This is a genomic window from Methylobacterium mesophilicum (assembly GCF_022179445.1).
Lineage (GTDB): Bacteria > Pseudomonadota > Alphaproteobacteria > Rhizobiales > Beijerinckiaceae > Methylobacterium > Methylobacterium mesophilicum.
In genome coordinates this window covers 16,802-36,355 of sequence record NZ_BPQU01000030.1, presented here as the reverse complement: position 1 = coordinate 36,355, position 19,554 = coordinate 16,802, and the positions used below count along the sequence as shown (strand labels likewise).

Here is a 19,554-nt window from a genome sequence, read left to right as displayed (position 1 = left end):
GTCCCGGCTGGCAAAGGCTGGAACCGTTACAGATAGCCGGGAGCCCGCCCCCGGCGAGGCCCGGGGCGGGGATCATGTGCGCCACCTCACACCGCGGGGCGCCTGCGCGGATCGGCTTACTTGACCGTGACCTCGGAGACGGACTTCAGGACCGTCTTGCCCTTGGCGGTCTCGATCTCCACGGCGGGCTCGTCCTTCGAGGCCGCGCGCTTGACCGTGTTGCCCTTGATCGTCTTCTCGACGTCCTTGGTGTGGACCTTGGTCACTTCGCCTTCGACGGAGCCCTTGCCCCACGTGTAGGTCACGTCGTCCCCGGCCTTCACGTCCGCCTTGCTCATCCGCGCGCTCCATCGTCTGGTGCGGGAGAAGGCCGCCGGGGGCGGGGGCGTTCCCGGGCTTCCACGGCCGGGATGCCGCAGGCCCGGGCGCGACGGGGTACCCCGGACGGCGCGATCTCTGGTATCCTGCCGGGTATCCTGAGGAGGGTGGCGCCATGGACGTCTGCGTCGAGGATCGCTGGCAGGGCTTCATCGAGCGCGTCATTCGCGAGGGCCGCTACGGCTCGGCGAACGATGTGGTGCGGGAGGGGCTGCGCTTGGTCGCGGAGCGTGAAGCCCGGCTACAAGCCCTGCGCGAGACCCTCGACGCCTCCATTGCGGCCGGCGGTCAGGTCAGCGAGGCCGAGATCGATGCGGCTCTGGACGCCGCGGATCGCGCGTTGGAGGCGCGCGGCTTCGGGGAATGAGACGCGTCGTCTTCTTGGCCGCTGCGCAGGCGGATCTCGTCGACATCCTCGTTCGCGTCACGGAAGCCAGCGGCAGTCGCGCGACCGGCCGCAAGGTGGTGGCCAGCCTGCGTGCGCATTGTCATAAGTTCGCGGCGTTGCCCTGAACGCTGGGGCGTCCCAGACCGGATCTGAGACCCGATATCCGCAGCTTTCCGCACCGAAATTACGTGATCTATTTCCGGGTCCGCGACGACGTGCTCGAAGTGATCAACATCCTGCACAGCCGCCGCGATCTCGCGGACCGCTTCGCATCGCCGGAGGAGCCGTAGCCCTTCAGCGCCCGACTTCCCCGCGCAAAGCCGCGACCATCGCCTCCACGGTCGCCTGGGCGGTGTCGCCGAGGTCGATGTCGGTCTCGCCGGCGGTGACGAGGCCGCGCTCCTCCAGCTCCTTCACGCCCACCGGGTCGGCCTCGTGGCCGGCGCCGTCCTTGCGGATGACCGAGGTGACCCGCTCGCCGCTGACCAGGCGGTGATAGGCCGCGAAGGCGAAGATCGAGAGCGCCTTGTCGGAGAGTCCGTTCACATCGTCGGCCATGGTGCCATCCTTCGAGACGGGCGGGACTGACGGAACGCCGCCCGGCGCCGGCGGGGTCCGGGGGCGGCAAGGGGTGCGACGATCCGGTGCGACGATCCGGTGCGACGACGGGGGCGCCGGCGAAGCGTGGCCGGACCGACAAGCCGGCTTCGCCCCGGGCCGCGCTTCCTGCTACTCTGCCGCCCTCATGACTGCGACAGGCGACCAGACCGAAGTGGAACTCAGCCCCGACGCGCCGGCGGATCCCGCCGCGCCCGGCCTCGCGCCCCCCGATCTCGGCTACCGCCTGCGCCAGCAGGTGATCCTGTCCGCGTTCGGGGTCGAGGCCCTGCGCGGCACCGATGTCGACCACCTGCTGCAGCGGGCCGCGGAGCTGTGCGCCCAGGGGATGGGCGCGGAGTTCTGCAAGGCGCTGGAATACCGCCGCGGCGAGGACACGCTGCTGGTGCGCGCCGGCGTCGGCTGGGGGCCGGACGTGATCGGGCAGGCCCGGGTCGGGGCCGACCTCGCCTCCCCGGCGGGCTTCGCCCTCAAGACCGGCCGGCCGGTGATCTCGAACCACCTGGCCGAGGAGACCCGGTTCCGCACGCCCCAGCTCATGGCCGATCACGGCATCCGCCGGGCGATCAACGTGCTGATCGAGAACCGGGACGGCGCCTTCGGGGTGCTGGAGGTGGACGACACCCGCGAGGGCATGTTCGAGGAGGCCGACATCGCCTTCATGCAGGGCTTCGCTAACCTGCTCGGCGGCGCCATCGAGCGCCAGCGCACCGAGAGCCTGCTGCGCGCAGCTCTCGCCCGGCAGGACCTGCTCGCCCGCGAGATGAGCCACCGGGTCAAGAACAGCCTCGCCATCGTGGCGAGCCTGCTCGCCCTCCAGGCCCGCGCTGCCGAGGCGGAGCCCGCCGTGCAGGCGGCCCTGTCGGATGCGCGAAGCCGCGTCGAGGCGATCGCCGGCGTCCACGACCAGCTCTGGCGCCAGGACGACCGGGCCGGCGAGAAGGCCGGGGACGGGGAGGGCGTGCCCGGGGAGCTCGACCTCGCGCCGTTCCTGGAGAAGCTGGTGGCCAATCTCGACAGCGGCGCGCCGGGCCTGCGCCTCACCTGCACGGCGGTACCACAGCGGATCTCGGCGGACCGGGCGATCCCGATCGGGCTCCTGGTCAACGAGCTCGTCACCAACGCGCTCAAATACGCCTACCCGCCCGAGACCCATCCGGACGGCGGCGCGATCCGGGTCCGGGCCGAGCGCGAGCTCGACACCCTGGTGGTCGAGGTCGCCGACGACGGCGTCGGGCTGCCGGCGGATTTCGAGATCGGCCGCGCCTCGAAGAGCCTCGGCATGCGGGTGGTCGGCAGCCTGACCCGGCAGCTCGGCGGCACCCTGACGGTGCCGCAGGCGGGGCAGGGCGCCTGCTTCCGGCTCGACGTGCCCCTGGAGACCTGAGCCGCCATCCGGCGCCCGCGCTCAAGTTCAGGTAGATTCGGACGAAGAAACCGGGCAAAAGTGGCAATCGCTGCCGGGGTCGCCCGGGGTTGGCGCTTGCGGAGGGAACGGGATGCGACGGCGGCGCGTGCTGCTGGCAGGGCTGGCCCTGGCGAGCGTCCTCGGCCTCGTCGCCCTCTCCGGGCCGGACCTGCGCCAGCGGGGCGCGCCCCTGCTCGCCGCCTGGGACGGCCTCGTCACCCCTTTCCTGCCCGCCGCGCCCGCCGCCCCGGAGCCGAAGGCGAATGCGCGGGTCGCCGTCGAGGATGGCCGCGCGATCGTGCGGCTCACCCCGGAGGAGCGCGCCCGGGTCGGCCTCGAGACCGCCATCCTGCCGGCCAAACCCCACCGCCAGGAGCTGACCGCCTATGGCAGCGTCCTCGACCTCGCCCGGGTCACCGAGCTGACCAACGCCTATGCCGGCGCGGTGGCCGGGCTCCAGACCGCCCGGGCCCGGGCCGAGGTCTCGGCCAGCGCCGCGCGACGGGCCCGCAGCCTCGGCCCCGGCACCATGGCGGCCGCCCAGATCGAGACCGTCGAGGCCACCGTGCTGACCGACCGGGCCGCCGTCACGGCCGCCGAATCGCAGCTGCGCACCCTGGCCGCCACCGCCCAGCAGGAATGGGGCCCGGTGCTCGGCCGGGGCATCGTCGAGCGCGGGCCGCTGGTCACCCGCCTGATCGAGCGCGCCGACTTCCTGATGCAGGTGACCCTGCCGCCGGGCGAGGTCCTGAACCCGGCCCCGGACGCGGCCTTCGCGGAGGTGCCGCCGCAGAGCGTCCGGGTGCCCCTGCGCCTGGTCTCCCCGGCGACCCGCACCGATCCCCGGATCCAGGGGCAGAGTTTTTTCTATCTCGTCTCCGGGGCGGGCGGCCTCCTGCCCGGCATGAGCACGATGGCGTTCCTGCCCGCCGCCCGCTCGGCCACCGGGGTGCTGGTCCCGGAGGACGCGGTGGTGCACGGGGAGGGGGGGACCTGGGTCTACCGGGGCGTGCCGCAGGGCGGATTCGTCCGCCACCCGGTCCGGGCCGACGCGCCGCTCTCGGCCGATGCCTTCGTGGTCGAGGACCTGCCCGACGGCAGCGAGATCGTGCTCAGGGGCGGCCAGGCGCTGCTCTCCGAGGAGATGAAGGGCCAGATCCGGGTCTCCGGCGACGACGATGATTGAGCGGCTCACGGGCGGCCCCCAGGCCGGGCTGGTCGGGTTCGCGGTGCGCCGGCCGCGCGTGGTGCTGGCCCTGGCCTGCGCGCTCCTGGCGTTCGGGCTCTACGCCCTGCGCAGCGCCCGCTACGACGTGTTCCCGGAATTCGCGCCGCCCACCGTGACGATCCAGACCGAGGCGCCCGGCCTCGATCCGGAGCAGGTCGAGGTCCTGGTCACCCAGGCGATCGAGGGGGCGGTGGGCGGCCTGCCCGGGCTGGAGACCCTGCGCTCCTCCTCGATCCAGGGCCTGTCGGTGATCAGCGCCGCGTTCCGGGCCGGCAGCGACGTCGACCGGGTGCGCCAGCGGGTCAACGAGCGGCTGGCGGCCCTGGCCGGACGGCTGCCCCAGGGCGTGATGGCGCCCGCCATGACGGCGCTGACCTCCTCGACCTCGACGGTGCTGCTGATCGGGCTGACCTCGGACAGCCGCAGCGCCATGGACCTGCGCACGCTGGCCGACTGGACGGTCCGGCTGCGCCTCCAGGCGGTGCCGGGCATCGCGCAAGTCTCGGTCTACGGCGGCGGCGTGCGTTCGCTCCAGGTGCAGGTCCGCCCCGACGACCTGATCCGCTACCGGGTCGGGCTCAACGACGTGCTGGCGGCCGCCCGCAAGGCCACGGGGGTGCGGGGCGCCGGCTTCGTGGACACGCCGAGCCAGCGGGTGGTCCTGCGCACCGAGGGGCAGTCGCTCACCCCGGAGGCGCTGGGGCGCACCGTGCTGGTCAACGAGGGCGGGGCGAGCGTGGTGCTGGCCGACGTCGCCACAATCCTGGCGGCCCCCGAGCCGGCGATCGGCGCCGCCCTGGTCGACGGCAAGCCCGGCGTGCTGCTGATGGTCGGCGCCCAGGTCGGCGTCGACACCAGGACGGTCACCGGCCGGCTGGAGGCGGCCCTGGCGGAGCTGCGGCCGGCTCTGGCCCGGGCCGGAATCGGCCTGCACGCCGACCTGTTCCGGCCGGCCAACTTCGTCGACGTCGCCAACGGCAACGTCCTGCAGGCGCTGCTGCTGGGCGGCGCCCTGGTGGTGGTCGTCCTGCTGGTCTTCCTGGCCGACTGGCGCACGGCCCTGATCAGCGCGGCCGCGATCCCGCTCTCGCTGATCGCCGCGGCGCTCGCCCTCCAGGCCTGGGGCGAGAGCCTCAACACCATGACGCTCGGCGGGCTGGCGCTCGCCATCGGCGAGGTGGTGGACGACGCGGTGATCGGCGTCGAGAACGTCGCCCGGCGCCTGCGCGAGAGCCGGGCGAAGGGCCGGGCAGAGGGCTGGGAAGCCGGCGCGGCCCGGGTGGTGTTCGACGCCATCCTGGAGGTGCGCGGCGCGGTCGCGTACGCGACCCTGGCGGTGCTGCTGATGTTCCTGCCGGTGCTGGCGCTCACCGGCGTCGCCGGCCGCCTGTTCGGCCCCCTGGCGCTCGCCTACATCGCCGCCGTGCTGGCCTCGCTGCTGGTGGCGCTGACGGTGACCCCCGCCCTCGCCCTGCTTCTGCTCGCCGGGCCCGGGGCGACCGCGGCCGCCGACCCGCCGGTGGTGCGCCTCTGCCGGGGGGCCTACCGGGGGCTGCTCAGCTGGATCGGGCGGGTGCCGCGCACCGCGATCGCCCTGAGCGCGCTCGCGGTGCTGGCCGGTTTGGCCCTGGTGCCGCGGCTGGGCGCCAGCTTCCTGCCCGACCTGAAGGAGGGCCACCTGATCCTGCACATGGCGGCTTCCCCCGGCACCGCCCTGCAGGAATCCGAGCGCCTGGGCGGCCTGATCACCGCGGGCCTCAAGGCCATCCCCGGGGTCCGGACCGTGGCGGCGCAGATCGGCCGGGCCGAGGCCGGGCAGGACACCGCCGGCACCCATTACAGCGAGATCCATATCGACCTCGAACCCGGCCTCGACGGCGCGGCCCAGCGGGCCACGGAAGCCGGGATCCGCGCCCTCACGGCCGGCTTCCCGGGGGCGGCCTTCTCGCTCAAGACCTTCCTGACCGAGCGGATCGAGGAGACGGTCTCGGGCCACACCGCCCCCGTGGTGGTCAACCTCGTCGGCGACGACCTGCCCCGGATCGAGGCCGCCGCCCGCGCGGTGGCGCGCGAACTCGCCGAGGTGCGGGGGGCCCGGGACGTGCAGCTCGCCGCCCCGGCCGGGCTGCCGCAGGTGACCGCCTCCTTACGCCCCGCGGACCTGCGCCACTGGGGCCTCGACGCGATCGAGGTGCTGGAGGCGGTGCGCACCGCCTACCAGGGCGACACGGTCGGCCAGACCTATGTCGGCAACGCGGTGTTCAACGTGCTGGTGATCCTCGACGCCCGGTCCCGCGGCCGGATCAGCGCGCTGGGCGACCTGCCCCTGCGCAATCCGGGCGGGCGCTACGTCCGGCTGTCCCAGGTCGCCGACATCTACGAGAGCACCGGCCGCTACCAGGTCCAGCACCAGGGCGCCCAGCGGGTCCAGACCGTGACGGCGGGTGTCGAGGGCCGGGACGTGGCCGGCTTCGTGGCGGCGGCGCGCGCCAAGATCGCCCGGTCGGTGCGCCTGCCGGAGGGCGTCTACGTCGCCTTCGCGGGGGCCGCGGAGGCGCAGGCGCAGGCCCGCACCGACCTCCTCGCCCATGCCGCGCTCGCCGGGTTCGGCATCGTGCTGCTGCTCGCCGTGGTGACCGGGTCGGGGGCCAACCTGCTGCTGGTGCTGGTGACCCTGCCCTTCGCGGGGCTGGGCGGGGTGGTCGCGATCGTGCTCACCGGGGGCGTGCTGTCCCTGGGCTCGATCGTCGGCTTCGTCACCCTGTCGGGGATCAGCCTGCGCAACAGCGTGATGATGATCGCCCATTACGAGCAGATGGTGCAGGCGGGCCGCCCCTGGGACCGGGCCACCGCCGTGGAGGGCGCCGCCGACCGGATGGTGCCGATCCTGATGACCTCCCTGGTCACCGGCCTCGGCCTGCTGCCGCTGGCGCTGGGGGCGGGCGAGCCCGGCCGGGAGATCGAGGGCCCGATGGCGCTGGTGATCCTGGGCGGCCTGGTCACCGCGACGCTGCTCACCCTGGCGATCCTGCCCGAGCTCGCCCTGCGCTTCGCCCGGTTCCGGGCTCCGGGGCCGGGGAGGGGGCTGGACGCGGAGTCCCGGGCCGCCTGAGGCGGGCCCGAGCCTGCGGCGTCGGACCGGTCCGCGGCGGTGCAGCAATCCGGGCGCCGACGCGTTCCCGCTCAGGCGCGGCAGGCGCAGGATCGGCAGGCCCAGGATCGGCAGGGACGATGACACAGATGAAACCGCGCGTGGCCCTCGGGCTCCAGGGTGGCGGCTCCTACGGGGCCTACGGCTGGGGCGTGATCGACCGGCTGCTGGAGGAGCATATCGAGATCGTCGCGGTCAGCGGCGCCAGCGCCGGCGCGCTGAACGGCGCGGCCCTGGTGGCGGGCCTGGCCACCGGCGGCGACGAGGGCGGCCGGGAGGCCCTGGAGCGGCTGTGGCGGGCGACCGCCGAGCGCTCGCCCCTGCGCGGCTTCGAAGGGTTCGGCACCACGTTCGAGCCGTACGTGGCCCCCTTCCTGGACCCGTTCGTCGCCCGGTCCCTGGCGCTGTTCCGCGAGGCCTCGGCCTACGTCTCGCCATTCCTGCCGACGTTGCGCGACATGCACCTGTTCCAGGCGGTGGTGCGGGCCAGCATCGACCTCGACACCGTGGCCCGGCAGGAGCGGGTGCCGCTCTACGTCTCGGCCACCGACATCCTGACCGGCGCGGCGCAGCTGTTCACCGGCCCCGAGGTCACCCTGAAGGCCCTGATGGCGTCCTCGTGCCTGCCGGAACTGTTCGCCCCGGTGGAGATCGACGGCCGGCGCTACTGGGACGGGGGCTACGCCGCCAACCCCGCCCTGGAGCCGCTGGTCTTCAACGGCCACGGCGCCACCGACCTGATCGTCCTGCAGCTGACGCCGTTCGTGACCGACGCGATCGGCCTGCTGCCCTCCGAGATCGCCGGGCGGGTCAGCGACATCAGCTTCAACGCCTGCCTGATGCGCGACCTGAAGGCGCTGACCGAATTGCAGCGCTACGCCCGGGAGACGGACACCCGGGACGCCCGGATGCGGGCGGTGGCCGACATCAACATCCACCTGCTCCAGGCGCCCTGCGAGCTGGCCGGGGGCGAGATCAGCAAGCTCGACACCCGCTGGTCGACGATCGGCGCCCTGCGCGACCTCGGCCGTGCCACCGCCGAGCGCTGGCTGGCCGAGAGCGGCCACGCGATCGGCGCCGATTCGAGCCTGCAGACCCTGGAGGCCGCGATCGCGCCCTGAGGCCGGGGAGGGGACTCCACGGCCCTGGCGGGTGGGGGCCCCTCCTCCCGGGCCGGCCGCGCCCCGCCCCCATGCGCGGGCGGGGCTGGACAAAACCGGGCGGACGCCGCGATCTGTCCCGGCGGGGTGCGGCGGGATCAGAGCGGACGACAGTGACCGGGATCAGGAACGCGGCGGCCGCGAGGCTTTCGGAGCGGCTCCACGGGTTTCGCAGCCTGGGCGGCAATTGCGAGTTCGGCTTCGTGCAGCGCTACGGCGGGGTCGAGCCGTCGGGCCTGCTGCGCTTCGCCTACACGCCGATGGAGGACCTGATCCGCGGCCTGCGCTGCGGATTTGCGGATTTCGGCGCGCCGGGGGACCTGCGCATCGCGATCAGCGACGGCGGCACCTACTACTGCCGCAGTGTGGCCTACAACATCTGGTCGAACACCGGCCATCCCGCCGGCTCGATCGACCCGGACGTGCTGGTGGAGCGCGAATACGGCCGGCTCGCCCACCTGAAGCGCAAGATGCTGGACGAGCTCGCCGACGGATCGAGGATCCTGGTCCGCAAGGTCGACCGCGACGCCCCGGATTCCGACTTCGCGCGCTTGGCCGAGGCGGTCTGGGCCCACGGCCCCTCGACGCTGCTGCGCGTCGTCGAGGCCGGGCCGGACTGGCGCCCGGAGCCGGCCCGGCGGGTCGCCGACCGGGTGATCGAAGGGGGGGTGCGCCGCTTCGCCCCCACCGCGCAGGCCTGGGAGATCGATCTCGAACCCTGGCTCCACCTGATCGACAGCGCCTACGCCCTGGAGCACGGCGCGCCGCCGACCGCGTTCGGGGCGGGCGCCTTCGGGGCGGCCATGACCTTGCCGGGCGGCCTGCGCCGGCATGCCGGGCGGCACGCCGCGACGGCGCTCAGCGCCTACACCCGGGCGGTCGACCCCTCCGGCCTCGGCACCGACCGGGCCTACGTGTTCTCGACCTGGGTGTGGATCCCGGAGGCGTTCGCCGGCGAACGGGTCTTCGCGGTCGCCGGCCATGGGCGCCTGGGCTGGCGCGACGCCGACCTGTCGCGGCGGGACTGCTGGCAGCGGGTCTGGGCGGGCGGGCGGATGCGCCCGGGCGTCGCGCGCGAGCCCGTGGGGCTCGGCATGATCGGCACGCGGCAGGACCGGTTCTGGTCGTTCGGCGCGCGCTTCCACGAGGGGCCGATCCCGGAGGAGGCGGCCGCACCCACGTTCCGGATGCCGCCGGCCCGGTTCCCGGGTCGGACGCTCTTCGGCTGGCTGCGGTCCCGGCTGCCGTGACGCCGCGCGGTTTATCTTTTGACGATCCGTCTCAGTCGATCCGCTTCCCGGCCGGATCACCGCTCGACCGTGCCGGACGTCCGGACATTGGATCCGGCGAAGACCTGTCTTCGCCGATTGATGATTAAAATCCACATTCGTTAATACAAGACAACAGTATTTACATTGGAGACGGCCGATACTCTTCCGCGCAGATTGACTTCCCCCGCCCGCGCCCGCCTATCCTGATTCCATCACGTCGAGCCGCCGGCCGTGCCGTGGGAGGGCCTATGCAGAGAGTTGCGCGCGCGCGTTCGACGGAAAACTCCGGACGTTCCGGGCCCGCCCGGAATCCGGCGGGCGGGCGCCTGCGGGTTCCACGGTCGTGCGGCGCGGACGCGCCGGCCCGCCCGGCCCCGCCGCGGACCCGTGGCGCCTCGTGAGCGAGCCCAGGACCAGCAGCGGCAGCGCGAACGTCGGTAGCAGCGTCAGCATCGTGACGCAGACGACGGTCAAGCCGGAGAGCGCCGACGCCTTCGCGCAATGGCAGGGCGACACCAGCGCGGTGATCGCCCGGTTTCCCGGCTTCATCGAGCAGCGGCTGATGCCGCCGCGCCCGCCGCTTCAGGTCGACTGGGTGATCCTGCAGCGGTTCGCCAGCCTGGATCACGCCCGGGCCTGGCTGGTCTCGCCCGAGCGGCAATCCCGCATCTCCGGCGCCGCCGCGATGCTGGTGGGGCGCGACGACGTCCACATCGTCACCGACGACGCCAGCGCCGCCCGGACCGCCCCGGTCTCGGCCGTGATCAGCACGCGCGTGAAGCCCGGGATGGAGGCGCAGTACCTCCGATGGGAGCAGAAGGTCGCGGCCGCCCAGTCCAGGGCGACCGGCCTGCAGGGCTACCGCTTCGAGCCCGCGGTGCCGGGGGTGCAGGAGGATTACGTCGCGATCCTGCGCTTCGACAGCGACGCCAACCTGCAGGCCTGGCTCGGGTCCCCCGAGCGCCAGGCGCTGATCGAGGAAGCCGCGCCGCTGACCGCGGAATTCCACACCCGCATGGTCCATAGCGGCTTCGAGCAATGGTTCCGCGACGTCGCGCCGGAGGGCGCCCCCGCGCCCGCGGCGTGGAAGATGAACATGATCGTCGTGCTGACGCTCTATCCCACGGTCTTCCTGTGGGGCCTGCTGGTCGGCACGCCGCTGCTCACCCGGACCCTCGGCCTCGACTTCCCGGTGGCGCTGTTCATCGGGAACGTCTTCAGCGTGCTCCTGACGTCGCGCCTGGTGCCGTGGACCGCCCAGCACCTCCGCTGGTGGCTGGCACCGGCCCCGGAGAAACGCCGGCGCGCGAACCGTCTCGGCGCCGGATTGCTGGTCGCCGCCTACGCGGTCATGATCCTGGTGTTCTGGAAGCTGGTGTGACGGCCCCTCCGGCGCGGCGAGCACTGCGGTTTTTCTTGACCCTGCGTCTCACGCGTCCGGGCGGACCCGATCTCCGCCGCCCGGCCCCGGCCTACGGAGTCAAGTCTTCCCCGGATCGGACACAGTATCGCACCGAATAGGACCGCGACGCCGCGTGAATGCGCGACCGGTTTCCGCGCGACACACATGCCCGGCGCGGCGGCCGATCCGTGTTGACGCGGATCTGGCATCCATGCTTCCTGTTTTCATCTGACGATTATCGTCGGATCATTCGGCCCGATGGAGATTCGCGACGATCGAGACATGTCCTTCGCCGCCGGAATTGATGGACGCCGCGTCATGACGGTCGACGACATCGGATCAACCGATGCGTGCCGCGCCGTCATCCGCCGCTGTATTCGGAATGTCGCCCTGGCATGATAGCGACGGCACGGACCATTCAGCGGTTGTTTAGATTATATGATTGCGTGTTTGGTTTATTCATTGACCGGTAAGGTATGATTATTACACCCGACACGGATCGATACGACCGAAAACCTTGAGGAGTGAGACGATGGCTGACAAGCACGAAGAGTTCATGGCCCGCGCGATCGCGCTCTCGGAGAAGACCTCGCTGGTCGACAGCGCCGGCGGCGTGTTCGGCTGCGTGATCGTGCAGGACGGCGAGATCATCGCGGAAGGCGCCAACCGCGTCGTCGCGGAGAACGATCCGACCTGGCACGCCGAGGTCGAGGCGATCCGCAAGGCCTGCACGACGCAGAAGAGCTTCAAGCTCCGCAACGCCACGCTCTACACCAGCGCCGAGCCCTGCCCGATGTGCCTGGCGGCCGCCTACTGGGCCGGCGTCAAGAACATCTACTACGCCGCCCAGGTCGAGGACGCGCTCACGTATGGCGGCTTCGACGACAGCATGATCTACGCCGAGTTCAAGAAGGACGTCGGCGACCGCGCGATCCCGGCCAAGCAGATCATGCGGGCCGAGGCCGTCGAGGTCTGGAAGAAGTACGCCGAGAAGGAAGACCGGGTTCCGTACTGAGCCTGCGACAGGGCTGGGGGGCGTGATCGTGCCCGACCGAAACCATTCCTCGCGCCGGGTGCGGTCATGACCCTCGACAACCTGAGACGATCCTGCCGCGGTTCCGTGATCGCGGCGGGGGATCCGCAGTTCCGGGAGGCGGCCCACGCGAACCTCTGGAACCGGCTGATCCCGGACCGCGCCCCGGATGTCGTGGTGCGGGCGGCCGACGAGGACGACGTCGTCGCGGCCGTGACCTTCGCCCGGGCGAACGGGCTGAAGGTGGTCGTCCGCGGCGGCGGCCACAATTGGTGCCAGCCGACCCTGCGGTCCGGCGGCCTGCTGATCGACCTCCAGGATCTCACGGGCTTCGTCTCGATCGACGCCGCGCAGCGCAGGGCGGTGATCCGGCCGATCGTCAGCAACCGCGACATCCAGCGGGCGCTCAACCCGCTGGGGCTCGCCTTCCCCACCGGCCATTGCCCGCAGGTCAAGGCGAGCGGCTACTTCCTGGGCGGCGGCATGGCCTGGAACCCCACGGTCTGGGGGCTGGGCGCCGAGAGCCTGGAGGCCATCGAGCTGGTCACCGCGCAGGGCGCGCTAATCCGCGCCAGCCAGACCGAGAACCCGGATTTCTTCTGGGCCGCCCGCGGCGCCGGCCCGGGCTTCTTCGGCGTCGTCACGCGGTACCACCTCAAGCTTCACGCGCTGCCGCGCGCGATCCACGGCAGCACCCATTACTACCGTCTGGCGGAGGCCCCCGCGGTCGGCCGGTGGCTCGGCGCGATCGCCCGGGAGGTGTCGCCCAGCGTCGAGCTCAGCCAGTTCCTCGTCCAGGCGCCGCCGGCGCTGCGCGCGGCCGCCGCCGCCGACGACGGCTGGCTGTGCATGGTGACCGGGACGGCGTTCGAGGACACGCCGGAGGCGGCCGGGCGCGCCCTGGAGCCCCTGGACCGCGCGCCGGTGGCGCCGCTCGCGGCGGAGCGCGCCGTGCCGCTCACCTTCGAGCAGCTGTTCGACATGTCCGGCGCGCTGTGGCCGGACGGGCTCCGGTCCCGGGTCGAGGCGACGTATTCGAATCACAGCCCCGGGGACCTGATCGAGGCCGTCCTGCCGCTGCTGCCGGCGGCGCCGTCGAGCACGAGCGTGTTCCTGCTCACGATCTTCTGCGGCCCCGATGTCCCGGCCGCGCAGAAGGACATGGCCTGCTCCATGTCCTCGGCGGTGTATGGCGGCCCGTGGACGATGTGGCACGAGGCGGCCGACGACCGGACCAACACGGACTGGCACCGGGCCATGGTCGGGGCGCTGAGGCCGTTCACGGTGGGCTGCTACCTGGGCGAGAGCAACACGATCGAGAATCCGGATAGCGTCGCGCGCGCCTTCACGCCCGAGAAATGGCAGCGGCTCTGTGCCCTGCGCAGCCGGCACGACCCGGAGCGGGTCTTCTTCGACTATTACGACGGGTTCGACGCGGCGCCCGCCGGTTGACGGGCCGCGCGCCCGGACCGCCATGCGCGGGGGCGGGGCAGGGGGCCAAGCACGGCGAAGCAGGGCAGGGACGTGAGAGACCGGCGAGCAGCGCCCGCCGCGCCCCGTGAGGCCGTCCCGCCTCGCCCGCCCCGGCCAGATCGTGCCGGGCACCGGAACCGACGATCCGCGACGGGCGCCCGCCCGGTCCCGATCGGTCGCCCCTCGATCCGAGGCGCCTCATCCTGAGACGCCCGCGCCAGTGCGCCTCGAACCAGCCTTCCGGCGCACCTCGCGACGAGGCCGGGATAGGCCCCGCGACCGTCACCTCCGACCCGAAAGCCGGCCTCCATCCTTCGGGACGATGCTCGAACCCGAGCGGGTCCCGGCCCCGGTCGGAGCGATGACGCGCCCGCGGGGAGGGGCCTCCGACCGGAATGCGGACCGCCCTCGCCCGGACAGGGCGTTCCGCACGGATGCGGCCGCGGGACCTTCCGCACGACGACGCACGCGCCGGGCCGCTTCATCCAGGCGGCGGCTTCGCCGCGGCGGCGATGCCACCGAAGCGGCGCAGGGCCTGCGGGCTCAGAGGCCCGGCGGGGCCGAATGGAGCCCAAGCACGTCAGCTCGAGGACGCGCGTCCCGGGATGGCCGAGGCCAAGCCGCAAGGCAAAGCCGCAAGGCCAAGCCGCAAGGCCGGCAGCCGGCACGATCCAGGGGCCGCCGCCGTGATGGTGAGGCCCAGCCTCGGACTGGATCGGACCCACCCGGAACGCCTCCTGCTACCCCCATCCAGAGTTCGCATAAGATATATTATGGAACCAACGGCTTCGGCACGGTCGGGTGAGGGGGTCTGGCATGCCAGATGGCCGGGCCAGCGGCCGGCTGGTCCAAGGCCGGATCGCCGGCCCCGTCCTTCCGCGGAGCCGGCGGGTGGCGCAGCGGACCGGGAGCGCGGCTCCGCGCCGCGACCACCGGGCGAGGGCGGTCCGGGGACCCTGCATGAGGCGCCCTCCCCGCGGCGTCACGCGGCGCGCCCGGCGAGGCGGCTCTGGTCGGCGAAGATCCGGCCGTCCTGGGCGCGGCACTCGATCTGGTCCGACAGCCGGCCCGGCCGGATCCGGATCGCCGCCGGCCGGGCCAGGGAATCGGCCCGCTCCAGGAAGCCGGCGGCATCCATCGGCGCGTCGCGGCCGCCGCCGAGCCCGCGCCACCACAGCACCGCCTTCTCCCGCTCGTAGCCGCTGCGCCCGGGCCGCAGGCGCACCCGCCAGTCGGCCGCGGCGCCGCCGTCCCGCCAGCCGAGCACGAGGTCCAGGCCGTCCGGGGCGGCCTCCAGGCTCAGGTCCGTCACCGGATGCCAGGGCGCCTCCGCCTTCGCCTCCGCCTCCGGGGCAGGGCCGGCGGGCTCGGCGGCCGGCACGATCTCGGCCGACAGGATCGGCAATGCGTCCTCGGCCGCGGCGTCGTGCAGGGCGGCCGGGTCGGCCTCGTCCTCCGGCTCGGTCCAGCAGGCCTCGCACGTGGAGGCGTTCAGGGCGATCAGGGCGCCGCAGCCGGGGCAGGGTTTTGCACGCAGCCCCCCTGCCCCGCCGAGCACCTGAGCGGCACTCTGCGCCGTGACGGCGTCCACCGGCCCGTGCATCCGCACCAGGCCGGCATAGTCGAGGATCAGCGCGTCGGCCTTGCCGGGGGCGCGGCGCAGCGCCCGGCCGACCTGCTGCACGTAGAGGCCGGTGCTGCGGGTCGGGCGCAGCAGCGCCACGAGATCGACCTCCGGGGCGTTGAAGCCGGTGCCGAGCACGCCCACCGAGGTCAGGCAGCGAATTTTTCCAGCCCGGAACGCCGACACGATCCGGTCGCGCTCCCGGCGGGGCGTTTCGCCCGAGACGGTCTCGCAGGAATACCCCTCGGCCCGCACCGCGTCGCGCACGGCGTCGGCATGGGCGAGGCCGGCGCAGAAGGCGAGCCAGGCCCGGCGCCGGCCGCCGTATTCCGCCAGCTCCGCCACGGCGGCCCGGGTGATCCAGTCGCGGTTGACCGCCGCCTCCAGCTCCCCCGGGATATAGTCGCCCCCGCGCCGGCCGACCCCGGAGACGTCGAGCTGGGTGAGGGTCGCCTTGGAGACGAGGGGCGCCAGGAAGCCCCGGCGGATCAGGTCGCCGGTATCGGCCTCGTAGGCGATCCCGGAAAACAGGCGGCCCTCCCCTGCGTCGAGGCGGCCGGAATCGAGCCGGTAGGGGGTCGCGGTGAAGCCCGCCACCCGCATCCCGGGGGCGAGCGCCCGCAGGCCGGCCAGGAACCGGCCGTAGCGGGTGTGGGCGGCCCGCGGGATCAGGTGCGCCTCGTCCACGATCACGAGGTCGCGCGGGCCCACCGCGTCGAGCCGGTCGGCCACGGACTGGATGCCGCAGACCAGGACCTGCGCGCCGGCCTCCCGGCGCCCGAGCCCGGCGGAGAAGATGCCGGCCGGCGCCTCCGGCCAGTAGCGGGTCAACTCCGAAAAGTTCTGGGCGACGAGTTCGCGGCTGTGGGTGACGATCGCCACCCGGGCGAGGGGGTTTTGTGTCACCGCCTCCCGGGCGAGGGCGGCGATGACCAGGGCCTTGCCGGCCCCGGTGGGCAGCACGACCAGATGGCCGGGCGCCGCCGCGTCGCCCCCTCCCCGCCCCCAGGCGGCCGCGAGCGCGTCGAGGCTGGCGCGCTGGTAGTCCCGCAAGCGCAGCATGGCGGCGGGTCTAGCCCGGTCGGGCCGTCCTGTCCGTGGCGGCGGGGTCACGGCGGGGGCCGGCGTTCTCGCGGCGCGCGCTGCTGGCCCGAGTCCTCCCATCCTCCCCTCATCCTGAGGCGGCGAAGCGAAGCGGAGACCTCGAAGGATGAGGGACGAGATCGGGATATTCGCGCGCGCAGCGCAGCACTCCGGGGTCGGGGGGCGCAGCCTCTCCCGCTCAGAGCCGCCGCAACAAATAGATATCCATGATCCAGCCGTGCCGCGCCCGGGCCTCCGCGCGGACCCGCCGGATCTCGGCGCCGACGGTGCCGAGGCGGCCGGAGACCAGGATCTCGTCCGGGCTGCCGAGGTAGGCCCCCCAGTAGATCGTCAGCGCCGGGTCGAGGCCGGCGAAGCTCGGATCGCCGTCGAGCATCACCACGACGCTCTCAGCATCCTCGGGCCAGCCCGCGGCGAGGCGCCGCCCGGTGGTGATCAGCACCGGGCCGCCGATGGCGTTGAGCGGCACGCCGTGGCGGGCGGCCAGGACCTGAACGCTCGAGAGGCCGGGGATCACGGCGTAGCGCAGGGCGAGGCGCCCGCGCGACGCGATGCGGTCGAGGATCCGCAGGGTGCTGTCGTAGAGGGCCGGGTCGCCCCAGACCAGGATCGCCCCGACCTGCCCGGATTCGAGCTCCGCCGCGAAGGCCGCCTCCAGCCGCTCGGCCCGGGCCGCGTGCCAGGCCTCGACGGTGGCGCCGTAATCGGCCGGGCGGCGCTCCCGGGGCGGATCCTCGACGGTGACGACCCGGTGGGGCTTTTGGATATGGGCGGCGCAGATCCGCTTGCGGATGTCCACGAGGTCGGCGGTCTCGGCGCGCTTGTCGAGCACGAACACCGCGTCGACATCGGCCAGCGCCCGCACCGCCTGGAGGGTCAGGTGCTCGGGATCGCCCGTGCCGATGCCGATGACCCGGATCTGACGGTCCTGCATGCGAAATCCCGGTTTCAAAAGGTCCCCGACCTTTTGCGGGTGCAGGGCGGCGCCCTGCTCGTCGTCATCGGGGCTCCGCCCTGATTACCCGCCAAAGGGCTCATGCCCTTTGGAAACCCATTTTGCCAGGATCGCCCGGGCGATGGTCAGGTCCTGGAGGGCGATGCCGGAGGAATCGAACACCGTGATCGCCTCGGGGTCGGTCCGGGCCCCCTGCCCGCTCCCCAGCACGGCGCCGATCGCCCGCAGCTCCGCCGCCGCGGGGGCGTGCTGGAACTCGCCGATGGTGCGCGACTGCTCGGGCAGGTCGCAGTAGAGGGCCGCCCGCTCGAGCAGGGCCGGGGGCAGCTCCTGCTTGCCCTTGGCATCCGCCCCCATGGCGGCGACATGGGTGCCGGGGCGGACCCAATCGGCCTCGAACAGCGGCGCCCGGGCGGGCGTGGCCGTCACGATCACGTCGGCGGCCCGGCAGGCCTCCTGCGGGTCGGCCGCCCGCACCTCGACCGCGGCCCCCTGCCCCCGCAGGCGCTCGGCAAACCCCGCGACCTTATCGTGATCCCGCGCCACCACCAGCACGGTCCGGATCGGCAGGATCCGGGCGAGCGCCGCGCATTCGAATTCCGCCTGGTTGCCGGCCCCGAACACGGCGAGCACGGCCGAATCCGGCCGGGCCAGGACGCTGGCCGCCACCGCGTCGGCGGCGGCGGTGCGGTAGGCGTTGACGCGGCCCGCCTCGATCACCGTGTCGACCCGGCCGACTTCCTGGTCGAACAGCAGGATCACCGAATTGTGCCGCGGCAGGCCCCGGTCCGGATTGCCCGGCCAGAACGAGCCGACCTTCAGGCCGGCATAGTCGACGGTCGACCCCGACTTGATCGAGAAGCGGTTGGCCGGCTCCGAGCCGTGCCCCAGCACCGCCGGGAACAGGGTGGTGCCCGGCGCGACCGCGGCGATCAGCGCCTCCCGGGCCGCCGCGAACGCCAGGGCGTGATCGACCAGGGCGGCGGATTCCTCTTCCGAGATGAAGCGCATGAGCGGCAAGCCTTTCCTGTGATTCGGCCTCTCCCATCCGCGCCCTCATCCTGAGGTGCCGGGCGATCGACGATCGCCCGGCCTCGAAGGAGCCCTCCAGCGGCCGCGCGACCTCTGGAGCCCTCCTTCGAGGGCCGCTGGCGCGGCCACCTCAGGATGAGGGGGATGGGTGGGAGCCGCCCCCTACCCTACAACGTCATGCCGCGGGCGGTGACCGGCCAGACCGCCTCGACCCGGCCGTCCCGCACCCCGACATACCAGTCGTAGACGTTGACGGTCGGGTCGCAATGGCCCGGGATCAGCTTCAGGCGGTCGTTGAGCTTGAGCACGTTGCCGGGATCGCTGATCACCCCGTGCTCGTCCGAACACTTGACGTATTCCACGTCGCTCCGGCCGAACACCAGGGGCAGGCCGCTGTCGATGCTCTGGGCCTTCAGGCCGGCGTCGCAGATCGCGACATCGGCCTTGGCCTTGCTCATGATCGACGTGACGATGAACAGGCTGTTCTCGAAGTCGCCGATCGGCTGGCCGCTCGCGTCCTTCACCCGCTGGTAGTCGGCGTCCATGAACACGTAGGAGCCGCATTGCAGCTCGTTGTAGACGCCGCTGCCGCCCTCCAGGGCGAAGCTGCCGGTGCCGGCGCCCGCGACGATGTCGCAGGCGAGCCCCTCGGCCTTCAGCAGGTCGACGGTGCGCTTCGTGTCGTCGATCGCCGTCTGGATCAGGGCCTTGCGCTCGGCGTAGTCGCGCACGTGCTGCGCCCGGCCCTGATAGGCCTGCAGCCCGGCGAATTTCAGCCCCGGCGCCGCCGCGATCTTTTTCGCGATCGCCACCGCGGGCTCGCCGGGGGCGACGCCGCAGCGGCCGGCGCCGACATCGATCTCCACCAGGGCCTCGAGGGTGACGCCGTATTTCACGGCGGCCGCCGACAGGTCATCGACGTTGCCGGGGTCGTCGACGCAGACCAGCACCCGCGCCCGCTTGGCCAGGGCCGCCAGGCGCTCGATCTTCTGGGGCGCGACCACCTGGTTCGACACCAGCACGTCGCGGATGCCGGCGCTCACCAGGGCCTCGGCCTCGCTGACCTTCTGGCAGCAGACCCCGCAGGCGCCGCCCCGCTCGATCTGCACGGTCGCGATGTCGGAGGACTTGTGCGTCTTGGCATGGGCGCGGTGGCGCAGGCCGTTCTCCTTCATGAAGCGGCCGAGCGTGTCGACGTTGCGCTCGAACGCGTCGAGATCGACCATCAGGCAGGGGGTGTCGACCTCCTCCACCGGCATGCCGACGCGGGCGGGAATGTTGTTGCGCATGGGGTGTCTCCTCCTGGTCGGGCGTTTTTTCGTTTCGCGG

At 72.9% G+C, this 19,554-nt stretch carries 18 protein-coding genes; 12 read left to right on the top strand and 6 right to left on the bottom strand.

Annotated features, from left to right (window positions below):
* Nucleotides 1-116: 116 nt before the first annotated feature.
* Nucleotides 117-338: a hypervirulence associated TUDOR domain-containing protein gene (locus MFF40_RS22840; RefSeq protein ID WP_147856503.1), complete on the bottom strand. Its 222-nt coding sequence runs from the start codon at nt 336-338 to the stop codon at nt 117-119.
* A 155-nt stretch (nt 339-493) separates the two neighbouring features.
* On the opposite strand from MFF40_RS22840, the gene MFF40_RS22835 reads away from it, so the two are divergent.
* Genes MFF40_RS22835 through MFF40_RS28885 form a run of 3 tightly spaced genes read left to right on the top strand, consistent with a single transcriptional unit; the run spans nt 494 to nt 1,056 of the window.
* Nucleotides 494-745 (top strand): type II toxin-antitoxin system ParD family antitoxin, encoded by a 252-nt coding sequence (locus MFF40_RS22835; RefSeq protein WP_147856502.1) that lies wholly within the window; start codon nt 494-496, stop codon nt 743-745.
* Complete coding sequence (locus tag MFF40_RS22830; RefSeq protein WP_238262340.1) at nt 742-891, top strand: hypothetical protein; 150 nt, start codon at nt 742-744, stop codon at nt 889-891. The genes MFF40_RS22835 and MFF40_RS22830 overlap by 4 nt, the downstream gene beginning before the upstream one ends.
* A 3-nt stretch (nt 892-894) precedes the next feature.
* A complete protein-coding gene (locus MFF40_RS28885; RefSeq protein WP_281406518.1) occupies nt 895-1,056 on the top strand; it encodes a type II toxin-antitoxin system RelE/ParE family toxin in 162 nt (53 codons plus the stop codon).
* Between the two features lie 4 nt (nt 1,057-1,060).
* On the opposite strand, the gene MFF40_RS22820 is transcribed toward MFF40_RS28885, so the two are convergent.
* Nucleotides 1,061-1,324 (bottom strand): hypothetical protein, encoded by a 264-nt coding sequence (locus MFF40_RS22820; protein WP_147856501.1) that lies wholly within the window; start codon nt 1,322-1,324, stop codon nt 1,061-1,063.
* Nucleotides 1,325-1,511: 187 nt separating this feature from the next.
* Here MFF40_RS22820 and MFF40_RS22815 point away from each other — a divergent pair, with 187 nt between their 5' ends.
* From MFF40_RS22815 to MFF40_RS22775, 9 genes are all read left to right on the top strand, one after another.
* The gene (locus MFF40_RS22815) at nt 1,512-2,771 is read left to right on the top strand and encodes a sensor histidine kinase (protein ID WP_187277858.1); all 1,260 of its coding nucleotides are present in this window, start codon (nt 1,512-1,514) and stop codon (nt 2,769-2,771) included.
* A gap of 112 nt (nt 2,772-2,883) precedes the next feature.
* Nucleotides 2,884-3,978: an efflux RND transporter periplasmic adaptor subunit gene (locus tag MFF40_RS22810; RefSeq protein WP_147898967.1), complete on the top strand. Its 1,095-nt coding sequence runs from the start codon at nt 2,884-2,886 to the stop codon at nt 3,976-3,978.
* Complete coding sequence (locus MFF40_RS22805) at nt 3,971-7,132, top strand: efflux RND transporter permease subunit (protein WP_238262336.1); 3,162 nt, start codon at nt 3,971-3,973, stop codon at nt 7,130-7,132. Before MFF40_RS22810 ends, MFF40_RS22805 begins: the two co-directional genes overlap by 8 nt.
* A 119-nt stretch (nt 7,133-7,251) precedes the next feature.
* The gene (locus MFF40_RS22800) at nt 7,252-8,292 is read left to right on the top strand and encodes a patatin-like phospholipase family protein (RefSeq protein WP_147898782.1); all 1,041 of its coding nucleotides are present in this window, start codon (nt 7,252-7,254) and stop codon (nt 8,290-8,292) included.
* A gap of 152 nt (nt 8,293-8,444) precedes the next feature.
* On the top strand, nt 8,445-9,581 hold the full coding sequence (locus tag MFF40_RS22795) for a hypothetical protein (protein WP_147898781.1): 1,137 nt from the start codon (nt 8,445-8,447) through the stop codon (nt 9,579-9,581).
* 364 nt (nt 9,582-9,945) lie between these two features.
* Nucleotides 9,946-10,983: an antibiotic biosynthesis monooxygenase gene (locus MFF40_RS22790; protein WP_238262334.1), complete on the top strand. Its 1,038-nt coding sequence runs from the start codon at nt 9,946-9,948 to the stop codon at nt 10,981-10,983.
* A 279-nt stretch (nt 10,984-11,262) separates the two neighbouring features.
* The gene (locus MFF40_RS22785; RefSeq protein ID WP_187278197.1) at nt 11,263-11,403 is read left to right on the top strand and encodes a hypothetical protein; all 141 of its coding nucleotides are present in this window, start codon (nt 11,263-11,265) and stop codon (nt 11,401-11,403) included.
* 133 nt (nt 11,404-11,536) lie between these two features.
* Entirely contained in the window at nt 11,537-12,019 is a 483-nt protein-coding gene (locus MFF40_RS22780) for a nucleoside deaminase (protein ID WP_147857103.1), read from the top strand.
* Between the two features lie 66 nt (nt 12,020-12,085).
* Nucleotides 12,086-13,489, top strand: coding sequence for an FAD-binding oxidoreductase (locus MFF40_RS22775; RefSeq protein WP_238262332.1), 1,404 nt, complete (start codon nt 12,086-12,088; stop codon nt 13,487-13,489).
* 1,003 nt (nt 13,490-14,492) lie between these two features.
* On the opposite strand, the gene MFF40_RS22770 is transcribed toward MFF40_RS22775, so the two are convergent.
* The 4 genes from MFF40_RS22770 to MFF40_RS22755 form a co-directional block, all read right to left on the bottom strand.
* A complete protein-coding gene (locus MFF40_RS22770) occupies nt 14,493-16,196 on the bottom strand; it encodes a DEAD/DEAH box helicase (RefSeq protein ID WP_238262330.1) in 1,704 nt (567 codons plus the stop codon).
* Nucleotides 16,197-16,416: 220 nt separating this feature from the next.
* Nucleotides 16,417-17,172: a precorrin-6A synthase (deacetylating) gene (gene cobF / locus MFF40_RS22765; protein ID WP_147898779.1), complete on the bottom strand. Its 756-nt coding sequence runs from the start codon at nt 17,170-17,172 to the stop codon at nt 16,417-16,419.
* Nucleotides 17,173-17,256: 84 nt separating this feature from the next.
* Entirely contained in the window at nt 17,257-18,204 is a 948-nt protein-coding gene (locus tag MFF40_RS22760; RefSeq protein WP_238262363.1) for an ornithine cyclodeaminase family protein, read from the bottom strand.
* Between the two features lie 188 nt (nt 18,205-18,392).
* Nucleotides 18,393-19,514 carry a DSD1 family PLP-dependent enzyme gene (locus MFF40_RS22755; protein WP_147898778.1) on the bottom strand — a complete coding sequence of 374 codons (1,122 nt, stop codon included), beginning with the start codon at nt 19,512-19,514 and terminating at the stop codon, nt 18,393-18,395.
* Nucleotides 19,515-19,554: the final 40 nt, after the last annotated feature.